Below are 18,489 nucleotides of genomic sequence, written 5' to 3' on the forward strand. Positions count from 1 at the left end.
CAGAATCATCAGATTATAGTTTAACACGAAACAAGCTTAGCGTCACACATCTTTTGCAAAGTTTTTAATATTCCGTATTTAGCATGAGGCCAAGTAAGACCTCCCTGGAAGAATACAGAATAAGGTTCTTTTATTGGTCCATCAGCAGAAAGCTCAATAGATGAGCCAGATACAAAGGCACCAGCAGCCATAATGACCTGAGCATCATAGCCAGGCATATCCCAAGGCTCTGGTGTAACAAAAGAGTCAACTGGTGCTGCAGACTGAATACCCTCGCAAAATGCGATGACACCCTCAGGCTTACCAAAGGTAACAGCCTGAATGATATCAAATCTATCCTCTGTTCCATTTGGAACTACGTCAAATCCAAGCTTTTCATAAATATTAGCCGCAAAGATAGCTCCCTTTAAAGCTGATGCTGTAACAGTTGGAGCAAGGAAAAATCCCTGATAGAACTGTGGAAGGATTCCAAGGGAAGCTCCCACCTCTTTTCCAAGTCCTGGTGATGTAAGTCTAAATGCTGCATTTTCTACGCATTCCTTCTTGCCGGCAATGTATCCGCCGATTGGTGCTAGTCCGCCGCCTGGATTCTTGATAAGTGAACCAACTACCATGTCTGCACCGACATCTGTAGGCTCGATCGTTTCAACAAATTCTCCATAGCAGTTATCTACCATGCAATAAACGTCTTTTTTGATCTCCTTGATAAAAGAAATAAGTTCGCCGATCCTTTCAACTGAAAGAGTTGGTCTTGTCTGATATCCCTTTGATCTCTGGATTGTAACAAGCTTGATATTAGAATGCTCAAGCAAAGTCTTTTTGATATTGTCATAATCAAAGCTTCCATCTGGTAAAAGATCTACCTGTGAATACTCTACACCGTATTCAGCAAGGGAGCCCTTAGATGGTCTGATGCCGATTACCTCCTCAAGAGTATCATATGGCTTACCTACTGGTGAAAAGAGCATGTCACCAGGCCTAAGATTACTCATAAGTGCCAGGGCAAGTGCGTGAGTTCCACATGTGATCTGAGGACGAACAAGTGCATCCTCTGTATGGAAAACAGAAGCATACACAGCTTCAAGCTTTTCTCTTCCTATATCATTGTAACCATAACCAGTTGTTCCAAGAAGGCAAGCCTCACTTACCTTGTTTTCCTGCATAGCCTTGATAACCTTAAGCTGATTGTACTCTGCAATTTCATCAATCATTTTAAATCTTGGCTCAAGCTCTTTTAAAATCTTTTCGCCAAACTCATATACATTCTTGGAAATACCAAGTGATTCAAACATTACTTCATTCATTTTTAAATACCTTTATCATTTCTTCTAAAATACGATCATCATCGTGATCAAAATCTCTTTTGTCTATCCAGTGGACATCGCTTTCGCGCCTGAACCATGTGAGCTGCCTCTTAGCAAAATGCCTGGTGTTTCGCTTTATTAGATAAATAGCTCTCTCAAGGTCATATTCGCCATTCAAATAGCCGATCATCTCTCTATATCCAAGAGACTGCATAGATGTGGCAGTAAGAGGAATATCTAGCTTTAAAAGTTCTCTGACTTCAGCTTCAAGTCCTTCCTCAATCATCAAATCCACTCTTTTGTCTATGCGTGAGTATAACTCTTCTCTGTCATCTGTCAATACAAAGTAAGAAAAATCATAAGGAGACACGTTCTCATGCTGCTCTTTGTTGTGCTCAGAGATTGGTCTTCCAGTCTTTTTGTAAAATTCAAGAGCTCTTATAACTCTCTTAACGTTGTTTTCATGTATGATATTTGCTGACTCAGGATCCACAGCCTTAAGTTCCATAAATAGCTCATGGGCTTTTCCATCTTCAGCTCTTTTTTCTAATTCCTTACGAAAAGAGTCATCATCATCAGTCTCAGTAAAATCTATATCATATAGTACTGCCTGTATATAAAATCCCGTTCCGCCAACAAGAATAGGGATTTTTCCTCTCGATGAGATATCTTTTATGGCATCCTTCACCATTTTTTGGAACATAACTACATTGAAATCCTCTTTTGGATCCAAAAAATCAATAAGATAATGAGGAACTCCCTGCATTTTCTCTTTCGATATCTTGTCAGTTCCAATATTCATGTATTTATAGACCTGCATAGAATCAGCGGAGATTATCTCTCCGCCAATTGTCTTAGCAAGCTTAATTGATAGATTTGATTTACCGACAGCCGTCGGTCCAGTCAAAATAATAAGCTTTTGTTTATTCATTCCACAACTCGCTTAAACTTTTTATCAATCTCATACTTGGTCATCGATATAATAGTTGGCCTTCCATGAGGACAATTATATGGATTTTCAAGTGTTAACAGTTCATCTAAAAGAGCTTCCATCTCCTGTCTTGTCATCTTGGTATTACCTTTTACAGAAGCCTTACAAGCCATACTTGCTATCTTGTAATTGATGATATCAGGTGTTCTATCAAGATTAGTTTCGTGAGAAAGCTCATCAAGGATCTGAATGAACATATCCTTTTCATTGTTACAGCCAAAAAGATCTACAGGTATAGCTCTCATGGCATATTCATGTCCGCCAAAATTCTCGATATTAAAACCAAGCTTCTCAAAGTACTGTCTGTAATGGATAAAAAGATCTTCTTCTGCAGAGGACAATGAAACAATCACAGGAGGATTGACCATCTGTGAAAGCATCTCACCTGACTTAAAGCGCTTTATCATCCTCTCATAGTTGACCTTCTCATGGGCCGCATGCTGATCAACCATAAACATCTTATCTTTGAATGCGATTATCCAATAAGTGTCAAAGATCTGACCAAGTATGTCATATTCCTTCACATTGTCCTTGGTAAGGACTTTCTCATCAAAAAGATTAAGCTGCATAGGCTTTTCTACTATAACAGCTTCATCCTGCTTAATGATTGGTGAAGGACGCTCCTTTTTTTCTAGGGCAGAACCATCTGAGTCGCCAAAGATCCTGGTCCAAACAGCTGACTTATTTGTATCTTCGATCTTGATAGGCTCAGCCTTAACACCAACCGCAAATACAGGTTCTTCCTCAGCAACCTTATTTTCTTCAAATCTGATGGTCTCAAAAGGCTCAGGAGAAAGAGATCTTTTAGGTGGTGCTATTTCTTTTTCCTTATCCTTAATATCATCCCCAAGAAGTGCATCAGGGATCATCTCATGGTCTCGTAAGGTATTCTCTACGCTGGTCCTGATAAAATCATATATCGCAGCCTGATTATCGAATCTAACTTCAAGCTTGGCTGGATGCACATTTACATCAACAAGCGCGGGATCAAGTCTTAAATGAAGCACAGAAAATGGAAACTTGTGCATCATAAGATACTGCTTGTACCCCTCCTCAAGAGCTTTAGAAATTACCTTGTCCTTGATATATCTTCCATTAACAAAAAATATTTCAAAATTTCTGTTAGATCTGTTGATGGAAGGCTCTCCAAGATATCCCTCAAGAGTAATGCCGTTTTGTGACACATTAATAGGAATCAGGCTAACAGAAATATCTCTTCCATAGATCCTGTAGATAATCTCTTTAAGATCGCCATTACCAGAAGTAGAGAACTTATCTTCTTTGTTATTGATAAAGTGAAATGAAACCGTAGGATTATCAAGAGCAAGATGCTCCATGACATCTCCAATATAGCTTCCTTCTGTCTGCGGCGTCTTTAAGAATTTCTTTCTGGCAGGTGTATTGTAAAAGAGATTTCGCATTATGATAGAAGTACCATCAGGAGCACCAATCTCCTCCATTCCGGCTTCTTCACCACCATTTATGCTGTATCTTGTACCAGTAAGGTCATCCTTTGTCTTGGTAATAAGGTCAACCTGCGCTACAGAAGAAATACTTGATAATGCCTCGCCTCTAAATCCTAAGGAATGGATAGTAAAAAGGTCATCAATATTCTTTAGCTTACTGGTTGCATGTCTTTTAAAAGCTTTCTTGATCTGACTTTTCTCAATTCCAGAGCCGTTATCAGTCACACGGATCATATCGATTCCGCCGCCCTTTATTTCAACTGTTACAGCAGTGGCACCGGCATCAATAGAATTTTCCACAAGTTCTTTTACTACACTTGCTGGTCTTTCAACAACTTCACCAGCTGCGATCTGATCAATAGTAGTTTTATCGAGTTCATTTATGAAGGCCATTTAGTTTTTCCACCTGTTTTTCAAATCACTCTGAAGCTTATAAAGAGTATTCAGAGCATCCATTGGCGTAAGAGTTGTAATATCAATTTCCTGAAGTCTCTTAAGCACATCCTCATCAGTTACAGTATCAAATAGTGACATCTGATCTATATCTACATCGTCATAATGCTGAACTTTAACCTTCTTGTCGCCCTTACTATCCCTAGCTATAGCCTGAACCTTCTCAGTAATATCATTATCTGTAAGTTCAGCTACAATCTCCTTAGCCCTGTCTATAACCATGTCCGGTACACCGGCAAGCTTAGCAACCTGAATACCATAGCTCTTATCTGCGCCGCCCTTTACTATCTTACGAAGAAATACAATGTTATCACCGTTTTCCTTAACCGCAATACAGTAGTTGTTTACATTATCCATTTTGCCTTCGAGCTCTGTAAGCTCATGGTAATGTGTAGCAAATAAAGTTTTGGCACCAAGTATCTTTCTGTTACTGATGTGCTCTGTAACAGCCCAGGCAATTGCCAGTCCATCATAGGTTGAAGTACCTCTTCCGATCTCATCAAGGATCAAAAGAGAATTTGGAGTTGCGTTTCTAAGAATATTGGCAACCTCATTCATCTCAACCATGAAGGTTGATTGACCGCTTCCAAGATCATCAGAAGCTCCCACTCTGGTAAAGATTCTATCTACAACGCAAATATCAGCCTTCTCTGCCGGAATAAAGCTTCCGATCTGTGCCATTAGGACGATAAGCGCTGTCTGTCTCATATAAGTTGACTTACCAGCCATGTTAGGGCCGGTAATAATAGAGATACAATGCTTTTTGTTATCAAGATATGTGTCATTTGAAATGAACATATCAGCTGAATCAAGCATCTTTTCTACAACAGGATGTCTGCCGTTTTTTATGTTGATCACACCCTTATCGTTGATAGAAGGCTTTACATAGTGGTTCTTTTCTGCAACATAGGCCAAAGAAGCATAAACATCAAGAAGTGCTATTGCCTTAGCTGTAGACTGTATCCTATCTATCTCAAGGGCAATTGAATCTCTGATCTTGCAAAACATCTCATACTCAAGGTTGTTAAGCTTATCCTGAGCATTAAGGATCGTATCTTCAAGTTCTTTTAACTTAGGAGTTGTATATCTCTCTGCGTTAGCAAGCGTCTGCTTTCTTATAAAGTAGTCAGGAACCTTATCCTTGAAAGAATTAGTAACCTCAAAGGAATAACCAAACACATTACTGTACTTGATCTTAAGGTTCTTGATACCAGTATTTTCCTTTTCTTCATCCTCAAGTTTAGCAAGCCATCCCTTACCGTTTGTTCCAGCTTCTCTAAAGTGATCTATATCTTTATCAAAGCCTTCCTTGATGATGCCGCTCTCCCTGATAGTTAAAGGAGGCTCTTCAACGATAGCCTGGTCAATAAGCTCATAGATATCCGTAAGTGGATCAAGCTCTGAAAAGAGCTTATTTAGAGCTTCATTTTCCTTAACATCCGTGAGGGCTGTTATGATCGCAGGGATCATCTTAATGGAATTTCTAAATGCCAAAAGATCCCTTGGATTAGCAGTTTTAAAGATAATCTTGGACATAAGCCTCTCAAGATCGTAGACAGGATTTAAATATTCTCTGATTTCTTCTCTTGTGATCACATTCTTTACAAGAGCTTCAACTGCGCCCTGTCTAAGTAAGATCTCATCTTTATCAATAAGAGGCTGCTCAATAAAACTTCTGAGCATTCTGGCTCCCATAGCAGTCTTAGTCTTATCAAGTACCCACAGAAGTGTTCCCCGCTTCTGCTTATCCCTCATAGTCTCCACAAGCTCAAGGTTTCTTCTGGTTGAACTATCTAGAAGCATAAACTTGCTTGTAAGATATGGATAGATATGAGTGATGATGGAAATATCAGACTTCTGCATATCTGTAAGATATTGCAAAAGAGCTCCTGCAGCCACTACACCATTAGGAAAATCTTCAATTCCAAGACCTATCAGTGATGATACTTTAAAGTGCTTCATAAGTAGCTTTTTACAGGACTCCTCATCAAAATATCTTGAATCGAGAGGATTTATAAAAATCTGAAGCCTGTTTCTAAGCTCATCAATATCTATTCCCGAGAAATTAAAAGCTTCGTTGCAGATGATCTCAGATGGAGAATACTTACCGATCTCATCAACAGCTGCTCTAAGGTTTTCAACTTCTGTAAGATAATAATCACCAGTTGTAAGGTCTGCAACAGAAATACCAATATTATCAGGAGTATAGATTATGCTCATGATGTAATTGTTCTTGGTTTCCTCAAGAGACTGCATATTAAGGTTTGTTCCAGGTGTGACGATCCTTGTTACATCCCTTTTTACAATACCCTTAGCAAGCTTTGGATCTTCTGTCTGCTCGCAGATAGCAACCTTAAAGCCTCTAGAAACAAGCTTAGTAAGATAAGAGTCAACTGCATGAAAAGGAATTCCACACATAGGAGCTCTCTCTTCCAAACCGCAAGCCTTTCCAGTAAGAGTAAGTTCAAGTTCCTTGGATGCAACCTGGGCATCATCAAAAAACAGCTCATAAAAATCACCAAGTCTATAAAAAAGAATACAATCCTTATACTCCCTCTTAGTCTGCAGATAATGCTGCATCATAGGTGAAACTTTATCTATGTCAACGCTTTCAAACATCGTGGTACTTCCCACGGCAAAATTCCCCCTTAAACCATTTCTCCCATAAAGTAAAATCCGTGGCACTCTGTAAGCTTAACGTCTACAAAACTTCCAATAAGGCCTTCGTCACCAGGAAAATGTACTAAAGTATTATTTGAAAGTCTTCCAGTAAGAAGGCTTGAATCGTGTTCATTTACGCCTTCAACAAGAACAGATGCTGTGATTCCCTGATATTTCTCAGTAGTCTTTCTTGCTGTTTCCTGTACAACTTTTAAAAGTCTATCAAAATTCTCTTTTACTTCTGCTTCTGGTACCTGATCTTCAAAGCCGGCAGCAGGTGTGCCTGTTCGCTTTGAATAGATAAAAGTAAACGCATTATCAAAAGAGGCTTTCTTTACAACATCGATTGTCTCATCAACATCAGCCGGAGTCTCCCCAGGGAATCCAACGATAATATCTGTTGTAAGCGCCACATCAGGAAGTCTCTTTCTTATCTTGGCTACAAGCTCAAGATAAGCTTCCTTTGTGTATCTGCGGTTCATTCTTCGAAGTATCTCTGTACTTCCAGACTGAAGTGGCAGATGGATATGTCTTGCAATCTTAGGATTCTTAGCAATAACCTCAATAAGCTCATCAGAAAGATCCTTTGGATGAGGTGTCATAAATCTAACTCTCTCAATTCCTTCAACCTTTGTAACTTCATCCAAAAGCTGCGGGAATGAGATTCTGTTTGGATCATCATCTTTAAAATCAAGTCCATAAGAGTTTACGTTCTGGCCAAGGAGCATTACTTCCTTAACACCATCCTTAGCAAGCTTCTCACACTCTCTTATGATATCCTTAGGGCTTCTGGAACGCTCTCTACCTCTAACATAAGGAACAATGCAATATGTACAGAAGTTATTGCAGCCAAACATGATATTTACACCAGATTTGAAAGGATACTTACGAAGAACAGGAAGATCTTCTACAATCTTGTCAGTTTCTTTCCAGATATCAATGATCATTCTATCTGACTCAAATGATGTGCAAAGAAGCTCAGCAAACTTGTAAATATTATGTGTTCCAAAGATAAGGTCAACAAATCTATAGCTCTTTTGAATCTTCTCAACAGCTGACTGCTCCTGCATCATACATCCGCAGATAGCGATCTTCATATGAGGATTCTTTTTCTTGTAACTTGAGCATGCGCCAAGTCTTCCAAGAACTCTCTGGTCTGCATTATCTCTTACAGTACAGGTGTTATAGATGACAAAATCAGCATTTTCTGATTCTGTTTCTTCATAACCAATAAGCTTAAGTGTAGCCACAAGCTTTTCAGAATCTCTGGCATTCATCTGACAGCCAAATGTTACAACACAGGCTGTAGGTGTTCTTCCAAGCTGCTTTTTGAGATTTTCTACATATCTCTTTGCCTTCTCAATAAACTCAAGCTGACGAAGGCTCTCTTTATCTAATACTTCACTTTTATTACTATTTAAAATATTCATAAATTAAAACTCTTTACCATATGCGTTTACTATTCCAAGAAGAATATCAACGACCTTTCTCATTTCCTGAATTGATGCGTACTCGTACTTGCCATGATAATTGTATCCGCCAGTACATAAGTTAGGACAAGGAAGTCCCATATATGAAAGGCTTGCTCCATCTGTGCCGCCTCTGATTGGAAACTCAAGAGGTGTGACACCAAGATCGGTCATAGCCTTTTTTGCATTGTCAATAAGATGCATATGAGGACGGATCTTCTCGATCATGTTGCGATACTGGTCTTTTACAGTAACTTCAACAACACCCTCACCATATTTCTTGTTAAGATACTCAGCTGCATTTACAAACAGTTCTTTTTTCTGGGCAAAAAGCTTCTCGTCATGGTCTCTGATGATATAAGAAGCTGTAGCAGTCTCTGTTCCTCCATTTACCTCTGTAAGGTGGAAGAATCCCTCTCTTCCCTCGGTGTACATAGGGTTCATAAATACAGGTAAAAGTGCATGGAATTCGTAGCAGATAAGAGCTGCATTTATCATTTTGTTCTTGGCATCGCCAGGATGTACGCTTCTGCCATGAACAGTTATCTTGCCACTAGCTGCATTGAAGTTCTCATATTCAAGGTCTCCAAGCTTACCGCCATCAACTGTATAAGCGTACTTGGCTCCAAATTTGGCAACATCAAAAAACGCTGTACCTGCTCCAATCTCTTCATCTGGAGTAAATGCAATCTTGATCTCGCCATGAGGAAGGTCAGGATTAGTTAAAAGAATCTCTGCCATAGTCATGATCTCGGCTACACCAGCCTTATCATCTGCTCCAAGAAGTGTTGTTCCATCTGTAACGATAAGATCTTCTCCAACATGATTTGAAAGCTCCGGAAAATCTATTGGTGAAAGAATTACTTTCTCCTTGTCGTTTAATACAATGTCCTTTCCATCGTACTTTTCAACGATCCTAGGCTTAACATTCTTGCCGCTTACTTCATCAGAAGTATCCATATGTGAGATAAAACCAATTGCTGGTCTATCTTTACCATCGTTTATATTTGATGGAATAGTTGCATATACATAGCAATGGTCTTCATCATATATGATGTCTGAAGCGCCAATCTCCTTAAGTTCAGAAACAAGAAGCTTTGCAAGGTCATGCTGTTTCATAGTTGAAGGAGATGTACCCGTTGTGTCATCTGACTGAGTATCGATCTTAACGTATCTTAAGAATTTTTCAATTACGTCTGGCTTATTCATTTCTTTTTTCTCACTTCTTTCTTTTGTTTATAGTTTGGGTCCTTAGAACCTATATAAATTCTGGCTGATCTGTCAGGCAGTGTTTCAAGCTCTTTTGTAATCTCTTTAGGCTTAACATCTTCCTGGGCAGTATCACATATAAGCTCCCATTTATAACCATCTGGCATTTTAGGTAACGCCATCTCAGCGTCAAACCAGTGCATATTGTAACAAACGTACACAAATGGCGAATCCTTTTTCCTGTCATCGTACATGCCGCAGTACAGCATACCAAGCATATGACTATGACCAGAAAGATCCGGGCGCCAGGCATCTCTACCATGACATGAAAGATCAGGATAGCCACAGGATGTATAATCCATAAGCTTAAGTGGCTTACTTGCATGAAGTATCCTGTTTTCTTTTCTTATCTTTACAAGAAGTTTGATATATTCATAAATATCTTTATTCTTGTCAAAGGCTTTCCAGTCAACCCATCCTATCTCGTTGTCCTGACAGTATGGATTGTTATTACCAGATTGAGAATTACCAAATTCATCTCCGCTAAATAACATAGGCGTTCCCTGAGCCATAAACAACATGGTCAGAATATTCTTCATCTGCTTTTTACGAAGCGACAAAATACTCTGCTTTCTGGTCCTGCCTTCAATACCACAGTTCCAGGTAAGGTTATTGTCATTTCCGTCCTTATTGTTTTCGCCGTTTTCTTCGTTGTGCTTGTGCTCATAGGAAACCATGTCAACAAGTCTAAACCCTTCATAATCACAGATATAATTGATTACGCCGTGGTCAGTACCATTGTTGATCATAGAATTCATAAAGTCAGATGCTGTATTGTCATCGCTCTTTAAAAATCTTCGACAGTTATACATGAATCTGCCATTATATTCAGCAAGATAGCGTTTCTCAGGCTCATCTGAGCCATAGATATCAAAGTAATCAAATCCGTCGTACCAGATCTTGGCATCTGTGAAAAGAGGTTCCTTAGTAATGAGTCTCATTGGCACACGGGCTCCCTTCAAATGGAATCCATCAATGTGATATGAACATCTCCAGTATCTAAGGGCATCTATAATAAGACTTTCATTCTCATCAGCTTCAAAGTAAAACTGCATGATAACTTCAATACCATTTTTATGAAGCTCTTTTACCAAAGTCTTAAACTCATTCTCACAATCAGATGGATCAGCACAATAAGCTGTTCTAGGAGCAAAGTAATAGCCCTTTTTGTAGCCCCAGAAATTCAGCCTTGGCTTTACAGCGCTCTTATTGGAAATACTTCCATCCTTAGAATAGATCAGGTCTCCTAACACTTTATTTCCCCTGATCTTGGAAGGGTTCTCGATTTCATTCATCTCATAAGCCGGCATCAGCTCAATAGTTGTAACGCCAAGTTCCTTGAGATATGGAAGCTTATCAAGAATTCCCATAAAAGTTCCTCTATGACCATGGGCAACACCAGAGCTTGAAGCCTTGGTAAAGCCTCTCACATGCATAAGGTATACAAAGCTGTCTTCATAAGGAATCTCAGGAAAAGAATCGCTTTCCCAGTCAAAAGCAAACTCAGAAGCCTTAAGAGTTGATCTGTTATCAAGCTTGGCTCTGATATCGCTGTCTGGAACATCCTTGCCAAAGCTCTCTAAACCTATAAGATGCTTGGAATAAGAATTACAGAAAAAGGAATCATCCTCAAAATAATTGTAGGACGTGTATTTATCAATATTGTCTATTCCTGATATCCTTGCAGAATAGATATTTCCTCTTTTGATAGTTTTAGGAAGTTCAATACTAAGATCCTCGTCGCCATCAGAACTATAAAGAGTTATTCCGCAGCTGTCACACTTGTCAAACACAGTGCGAACCACAAGAGATTTGTCATAATCTATATAACAGCCTAATGGATAAGGCTTTTCACTAGCAATCTTTAATGTATTAGCCTGCATTTTTAGCTCCTGGTAAAAAGTAAATTATCCCTAATTTAAAAATCCTCACAAGTCTTATTATTTTATCACAAATTTAGTATATATGCACTATTCCCATATTAAATCTGTTCTCATATACAGGTGAGCTGTGCTATAATGACACTAAGTAATGAAAAACTTATTCAGGAGGATTTTTATGGAGTTTTCAAAGATTGCAACTGAGATGAACACCAGAATAGAAAACGGCGATCAGGAGACTGTTGAAATAGAGCTCGATCATGGCGAAGTTGTTAATTGTGCTATTATGATCGTTCTTACAGTTAATGAGAAAGATTATATTGTTCTTCTTCCACTTGATAAAAACGGACAGAATCACGACGGAAACGTTTGGTTTTATGAATTCATCTGGGATGGATCAGACAAGGAACCAGAACTTGGCTATATTAGTGATGATGCAGAATATGAAGCTGTATCAGAAGCTTTCGATCTTTATCTTGATGATGTTGAGTTCGATGAACTTGTGGAGCTTCCAGAGGAAGGTTTAGACGGCGAAGAATAATTTTCTTCCCACAAAGACCTGATAGGTCTTAAAAATCTAGATGGTAGCATTGGATTTTCCTTTGTACCAGCCAAATAAGACATTATGAGCGCCTGTTTTGCCCTTGTCATAGCTACATAGAGCATTCGGCGCTCTTCTTCTATCTGTTTTTGGGTAAGGGCTGATCTAGAGGGAATGATCCCTTCATTTATGGAAGGTATCCATACTGCTTTATATTCAAGGCCCTTAGAACCATGCATCGTTATTATATTTACAGTTCTTTCACATTTCTTACTTGTCTTCTTTTTGTTTTCAAAAGACTCATCGATCAAGGCGTTTAGATCTTTCAAAAGCTTCTTTACATCAACATATTCCCTTGCAACCTTTTCAAGCTCATCAAGCTTATCCATATCCTTTTGATAAAGCTTATCGATACCTATGTCTTTTCTTAAATATCTAACTGCGAGACCAGGCCTTAAGTGACTTATCATATTGATCTGCTTAAAAAACATTGAAGCAGTCCTTTGCATTTTTAAATTCCCAGTATAAAATCTAAGGACATCTCCCTCAGACACATTTTCTTTAGCAGCCGTTTCTCTTGTTATGAACCGAAGAGGCTTGTTTATGATCTTTAGGTAGTCCTCTCTTTTATGGCCCAAATAAGCAAAAGATAAGTAACTTAGCAAAACTCTAACACCCTCGCACTCATAAAAGGCCATTTTCCTATCATCGAGGTTAGTCTTAATACCGTTCTTTTTAAGAAACGCTGCATATTGACCACACTGAGCATTAGTTCTGCAGATTATGGCAATTTCAGAAAGATCATCCATGTTTGCCAAAAGGAACCTTTTCAAAGCTTCGCACTCTTTTTCTTTAGTCGAATATATGAGCGGAAGAATTTTTCCATCAATGCCTTTTTTATCAGCATGTATCTCTTTTTTAAATCTTTCAGTGTTTTGCTCTATGACAAGTTTTGAACAATCAAGTATCTTTTTTCCGCACCTGTAATTTATATTTAGATTAATTATCTTAGGCTGTATATTCTTTGCCGCATAAAAATCATTAAACCCAAGCATGAGTCCTGGATCAGAACCCCTAAAGCCATATATGGACTGATCATCATCACCTACAACAAAAAGATTATTTTCATCCCCGCAAAGCAGTGACAGAACGTCAAACTGCATTTTATTTATATCCTGATACTCATCCACAAGGAAAAATCTATATTTTTCTCTGCATTTTCTTAATAGTTCTCCATCATTTAATAAGCTATCCCTGCACATAAGTATCATGTCATCAAAATCTATCTTGTTAAACTCATCCATTAGAGCACTGTACTTTTTGATTATCAGGTGAAAAGAGCTAGAAAAAGCAAAGGATTTATCGCAATCAGCTGCTGATAGACCGCTGTTTTTGATCCTGGAGATTTCAGAAATAACATCCCTTACTATATCATCTCCAAGTTCAAGCTCTGCTTTTATCCTGTTATCAGAAACTGATAAGGAATGCAAAATATCAGAAATCAGCTTATATTTAAAACTCTCACTTGCTATATCAATTTTTCTTTTGGAATTAGCCCAGCGAATTATCTGGTAAAAACATGAATGAAATGTTCCAAAATTCACATCTGGATAAGAACTATCCGTGATCTTTAAAAATCTGTGCTGCATCTCAAGTGCAGCTGCCTTGGTAAATGTAATGACTAAAATTGAAGAAGGTTCAATCTTGTGTTCTTCAATAAGGCACCTTAGTCTCTCAACAATAACAAAGGTTTTGCCGCTTCCAGGCCCCGCAAGAACCATTGCGGGGCCATCTACATGGTTTATAGCCATAAGCTGTGCGGCATTGCCCTTAGGCAAATTATTTCTCAAGTAATTCAATTCCTTTTTTGATTCTCTTAATGGTCTCTTCCTTACCAATAACTTCCATAAGTTCTGTAGCTCCGCAAGGAGTCATCTCCTTACCAGAAACAGCAATACGTACTGGCCAGAGAACATAGCCATTCTTGTATTCATGAGACTTGATATAGTCTGTAAGAAGTGCATATAAAGAATCATTTGTATAATCATCATGTGCTTCAAAAAGTGGAAGTACCTCTTTTAATACTGCAAGAGAAGTCTCTTCGTTAGTCTTCATCTTCTTGTGAGTATAGATAGCTGTATCATACTCAGGAAGCTCATTGAAGAAATCAACCATAGGCTCAATATCAGGCCAGATCTCAATACGTGTCTTGACCATATTGGCAATCTTCTTAAGGTCATAATCCTTTGTGATAGCTTTCTCAAGGTATGGCTTAGCAAGCTCAAAGAACTTGTCATCATCCATAGCCTTCATGTATTCACCATTCATCCACTTAAGCTTTGTATAATCAAATACTGCAGGAGACTTGTTGATCCTCTTATAATCAAACTTTTTGATAAGATCCTCAAGGCTCATGATCTCCTGGTTGTCATCTGGAGACCAACCAAGAAGTGCTACAAAGTTAACTACTGCCTCTGGTAAGAATCCCTGCTCGATAAGATCCTCAAATGATGAGTGACCTGATCTCTTTGAAAGCTTGTGGTGATCTTCATCTGTGATAAGTGGGCAGTGAATGTACTTAGGTACTTCCCATCCAAATGCATCATAAAGTCTGTTGTACTTTGGTGATGATGAGATATACTCATTACCTCTTACAACGTGTGTGATTCCCATAAGGTGGTCATCTACAACATTTGCAAAGTTGTAAGTAGGATATCCGTCAGACTTAATAAGGATCATATCATCAAGCTCTTTGTTCTCAACGCTAACATCTCCATAAAGCTCATCATGGAATGTAGTTGTGCCCTCTGTAGGGTTGTTCTGTCTGATAACAAAAGGCTTGCCCTCTGCAAGATTCTTCTCAACTTCCTCTTTTGAAAGGTGAAGACAGTGCTTGTCATATACACTGATCTCTTTAACTTCACCATCAACCTCGATCTTCTGAACAAGAGTCTTAAGTCTCTCTTCATCACAGAAACAATAATATGCCTCACCCTTATCTATAAGTTCCTTGGCATACTTCATATATATTCCAGCCTTCTGTCTCTCACTCTGAACATATGGGCCAACTGGTCCTCCGATGTCTGGACCTTCATCATGAACAAGACCAGTATCCTTAAGTGTCTGATAGATGATCTCAGTAGCACCTTCTACGAATCTCTCCTGGTCTGTATCCTCAATTCTAAGAATGTAATCTCCACCCTCATGCTTTGAAATAAGATAAGCATAAAGAGCAGTTCTTAAATTTCCAACATGCATACGTCCTGTAGGACTTGGTGCATATCTAGTACGAATCTTAACCATTTTCGCTCCATTCATAATCTTTAAATAATTTTTTCAACAAATTACTATTATAATGTTTGAAAATATTTTTTCAATGCCAATATTATTTTGTTCCGGTAGAACCAAATCCGCCTCTGTCTGCGCCTTCTAAGTGGTCACATTCTTCAAAAAGGATATGTGGCTGATTTTCCATGATCCTGAACTGGCAAATTCTATCGTTAAAGCTAATGTGAGTGTCTCTCATAGCAATTACAGGAACAAACCACTGGTCATTGTCTCCGCAATAGGAATGATCGATAACTCCCATGTGATTAGCCTGAATCACTCCAAAATTCTTGTAGGTTGAACTTCTTGGAACCACATGAGCTTCATAGCCTTCTGGAATCTCCATGGCAACACCAAGAGGGATCAGGTGAAACTCACCCTGCTTAAGGTCTACATCCTCAGCGCTTCTTAAGTCGATCCAATCTGACTTCCCATCAATGTATTCAAGTCTTACGATATCATCGTTAAAATATTTGATCTTAATCTTCTTTTCCATACTTTCTCCCACTAACAATTTGTGCCGCATCAGTCAATGCTTGTTACTTTATAGTCCTTATCTTCAACGGCCTTTTTAAGGATATCATTATCTACCTCTGCTGACAAACTTACGATAGCTTCGCCCTTTTCATGGCTAACCTGAGCATTTTCTACTCCTTCTAGAGCTTCAAGTGCCTTCTTAACATTTGCCTCGCAGTGAGCACACATCATTCCTTCGATCATCATCTTCTTTGTCATTTTGTTTTCCTCCAAATCTATTTTTATTTCTTTTTTGACATTATCAATATTTAAAGAATTAACTTTTTTACAATCCTTTGAAGAGTCATAAATATCTGCAAGGTTAAGCCTTAGAGCATTCATCACTACGAAAAAGCTGGATAAACTCATTGCAGCAGCTCCAAACATTGGACTAAGTGCCCAACCAAAGAGCTTGATATAACAGCCTGCTGCAAGGGGAATTCCTATTACATTATAGAAAAATGCCCAGAACAGGTTCTCGTAAATATTCTTAAGAGTCTTTCTTGAAAGCCTTATAGCACCTGCTACGTCAAGAAGACTACTCTTCATAAGAACAACATCAGCCGCATCGATTGCTATATCAGTACCTGCTCCAATCGCAATTCCTGTATCTGCAATAGTAAGGGCTGGTGCATCATTTATTCCATCACCTACCATGGCCACCTTGCCACATTTACTAAGTCTGTCAATGACCTTAGCCTTTCCATCAGGCATGATCTCAGCAAAGATTTCATCAACTCCTGCTTTTTTACCAATGGCAGTTGCAGTCTTTTCATTGTCTCCAGTGAGCATCACAACCTTAATGCCCATATTCTTAAGTTCGGAAATGGCTTTTTCTGAATCTTCCTTGATGGTATCAGCAACTGCAATTATACCAATAAGCTTATTATCTCTTGAAAAGAACATTGGAGTCTTTCCTTCAGATGCATAGGAATCAGCTTTTTCAAGCATCTCACCTTGAATCCTTGCATAAGAGCTGATAAATTCCATGTTACCACCTCTAATGATACTATCTCCAAGCTTTGCTTCAAGTCCCTTTCCAAAAACAGCCCTGAAATCAACAATATCTTCATCAAATTCTATATGAAGATCATTTATATGCTTAACAATAGCCTTAGCAAGAGGATGCTCACTCTTTGACTCAAGTAGACCAGCTAGTACCAAAAGCTCATCATCAAAGGATGAATAATTACTGCATGTATAACCGCTCTTTGAAATTGAATCCGCTGAAAAGACATCTGTTACAACAGGTTCGCCTTTTGTGATAGTTCCTGTTTTATCAAGGGCAACTATCTGAGTTTTACCAGCATTTTCAAGAGAAGCTGCAGTCTTAAACATAATACCATTTCTAGCTCCAATACCGTTACCTACCATGATGGCAACAGGTGTTGCAAGTCCAAGAGCACATGGGCAGCTGATAACAAGAACTGCTATTCCTCTCGAAAGAGCAAAGCCAAAATCTTCGCCAAGTATCATCCAGACTATGATCGTAATAAGCGCTATTCCTATAACTGTTGGTACAAATATACCTGATACCTTATCAGCGATCTTGGCAATTGGAGCCTTAGTGGCAGCAGCATCGCTTACCATCTGTATGATCTGAGAAAGTGTTGTATCTCTTCCAACTCTGGTGGCTCTGCACTTAATAAATCCCGATTGATTTATTGTGGCTGCAGATACTTCATCACCCTCGTATTTATCACAAGGAATACTCTCACCTGTAAGGGCAGATTCATCAACTGAGCTGTTACCCTCTATTACGATACCGTCTATAGGTATATTTTCTCCAGGCCTAACAACAAAAATGTCACCGATCTTAACTTCATCTATAGCTACAGTCTTTTCAGTGCCATCTGCCTTAATTATAGTTGCCGTCTTTGGAGCAAGCTTCATAAGCCCCTTTATAGCATCAGTGGTCCTGCCTTTACTCATGGCTTCAAGCATCTTACCTACAGTAATAAGCGTAACTATCATAGCCGCTGATTCGAAATAAAACTCATGACTAAATGCAAACGCTTTTTCTATATTTCCCTTTATAGCAGCATCTGTCATAAGCAAAAGAGCTGCAAGGCTATATATAAATGATGCAGAGCTTCCAAGAGCAACCAGTGTATCCATATTAGGTGCCCTATGAACAAGGCCCTTAAATCCACTGATAAAAAACTTCCTGTTGATAGTCATGACAATAATTGCCAGAATCATCTGAATAATTCCATTTGCTACAGGATTTCCTGAAAAAAACGCTGGCAAAGGAAATTTAAACATCATATGTCCCATGGAAAAATACATTAACACCAATAGAAATCCTATTGATAATATAAGTCTTCTTTTAAGAAGTGGAGTCTCCCTATCCTTTAATATCTCTTCCTCTCTGGAAAAATCCATAGCTGAAGACTCATTTCCAATATCATCCATAAGTTTTGCACCATAGCCAGCATCTTCAACAGCTTTAATAATCTTTTCCTTCGGGACATTTCCTTCGACGCCCATAGAATTAGTAAGAAGATTAACGCTGCAACTAGTGACGCCATCCACCTCTTTAACTGCTTTTTCAACTCTCGCCTGACATGCAGCACAGCTCATGCCAGTTACCATGTATTTATCCATCTTTT

General features: G+C 38.7%; 12 protein-coding genes. 1 reads left to right on the forward strand and 11 read right to left on the reverse strand.

The window, feature by feature from the left end:
- Positions 1–20 precede the first annotated feature (20 nt).
- Genes BUA02_RS10185 through BUA02_RS10215 form a run of 7 tightly spaced genes read right to left on the reverse strand, consistent with a single transcriptional unit; the run spans position 21 to position 11,496 of the window.
- Positions 21–1,304 carry a methionine gamma-lyase family protein gene (locus BUA02_RS10185; RefSeq protein ID WP_072703635.1) on the reverse strand — a complete coding sequence of 428 codons (1,284 nt, stop codon included), beginning with the start codon at positions 1,302–1,304 and terminating at the stop codon, positions 21–23.
- On the reverse strand, positions 1,297–2,235 hold the full coding sequence (gene miaA / locus BUA02_RS10190; RefSeq protein ID WP_072703638.1) for a tRNA (adenosine(37)-N6)-dimethylallyltransferase MiaA: 939 nt from the start codon (positions 2,233–2,235) through the stop codon (positions 1,297–1,299). The genes BUA02_RS10185 and miaA overlap by 8 nt, the downstream gene beginning before the upstream one ends.
- A complete protein-coding gene (gene mutL, locus BUA02_RS10195) occupies positions 2,232–4,154 on the reverse strand; it encodes a DNA mismatch repair endonuclease MutL (RefSeq protein WP_072703641.1) in 1,923 nt (640 codons plus the stop codon). Before mutL ends, miaA begins: the two co-directional genes overlap by 4 nt.
- Positions 4,155–6,833: a DNA mismatch repair protein MutS gene (gene mutS, locus BUA02_RS10200; protein WP_242946498.1), complete on the reverse strand. Its 2,679-nt coding sequence runs from the start codon at positions 6,831–6,833 to the stop codon at positions 4,155–4,157.
- 29 nt (positions 6,834–6,862) lie between these two features.
- Complete coding sequence (gene miaB, locus BUA02_RS10205) at positions 6,863–8,305, reverse strand: tRNA (N6-isopentenyl adenosine(37)-C2)-methylthiotransferase MiaB (protein WP_072703643.1); 1,443 nt, start codon at positions 8,303–8,305, stop codon at positions 6,863–6,865.
- A 3-nt stretch (positions 8,306–8,308) separates the two neighbouring features.
- Positions 8,309–9,553 (reverse strand): peptidase T, encoded by a 1,245-nt coding sequence (pepT, locus tag BUA02_RS10210; RefSeq protein WP_072703646.1) that lies wholly within the window; start codon positions 9,551–9,553, stop codon positions 8,309–8,311.
- Complete coding sequence (locus BUA02_RS10215) at positions 9,550–11,496, reverse strand: alpha-amylase family glycosyl hydrolase (protein ID WP_072703649.1); 1,947 nt, start codon at positions 11,494–11,496, stop codon at positions 9,550–9,552. The genes pepT and BUA02_RS10215 overlap by 4 nt, the downstream gene beginning before the upstream one ends.
- A 175-nt stretch (positions 11,497–11,671) precedes the next feature.
- Between BUA02_RS10215 and BUA02_RS10220 the strand changes: the two genes are divergently transcribed.
- Positions 11,672–12,034: a DUF1292 domain-containing protein gene (locus BUA02_RS10220; RefSeq protein WP_083385809.1), complete on the forward strand. Its 363-nt coding sequence runs from the start codon at positions 11,672–11,674 to the stop codon at positions 12,032–12,034.
- On the opposite strand, the gene BUA02_RS10225 is transcribed toward BUA02_RS10220, so the two are convergent.
- From BUA02_RS10225 to BUA02_RS10240, 4 genes are all read right to left on the reverse strand, one after another.
- Positions 11,965–13,884, reverse strand: a complete 1,920-nt coding sequence (locus BUA02_RS10225; protein WP_143147410.1) for an ATP-dependent helicase — start codon at positions 13,882–13,884, stop codon at positions 11,965–11,967. The two genes, BUA02_RS10220 and BUA02_RS10225, sit on opposite strands and share 70 nt — an antisense overlap.
- Complete coding sequence (gene gltX / locus BUA02_RS10230) at positions 13,874–15,337, reverse strand: glutamate--tRNA ligase (RefSeq protein WP_072703655.1); 1,464 nt, start codon at positions 15,335–15,337, stop codon at positions 13,874–13,876. The genes BUA02_RS10225 and gltX overlap by 11 nt, the downstream gene beginning before the upstream one ends.
- Before the next feature lie 82 nt (positions 15,338–15,419).
- The gene (locus BUA02_RS10235; RefSeq protein WP_072703658.1) at positions 15,420–15,857 is read right to left on the reverse strand and encodes a dUTP diphosphatase; all 438 of its coding nucleotides are present in this window, start codon (positions 15,855–15,857) and stop codon (positions 15,420–15,422) included.
- Positions 15,858–15,886: 29 nt separating this feature from the next.
- Entirely contained in the window at positions 15,887–18,484 is a 2,598-nt protein-coding gene (locus BUA02_RS10240) for a heavy metal translocating P-type ATPase (RefSeq protein WP_072703661.1), read from the reverse strand.
- Between the last annotated feature and the right edge of the window lie 5 nt (positions 18,485–18,489).

This window comes from Butyrivibrio hungatei DSM 14810, assembly GCF_900143205.1.
GTDB lineage: Bacteria > Bacillota > Clostridia > Lachnospirales > Lachnospiraceae > Butyrivibrio > Butyrivibrio hungatei.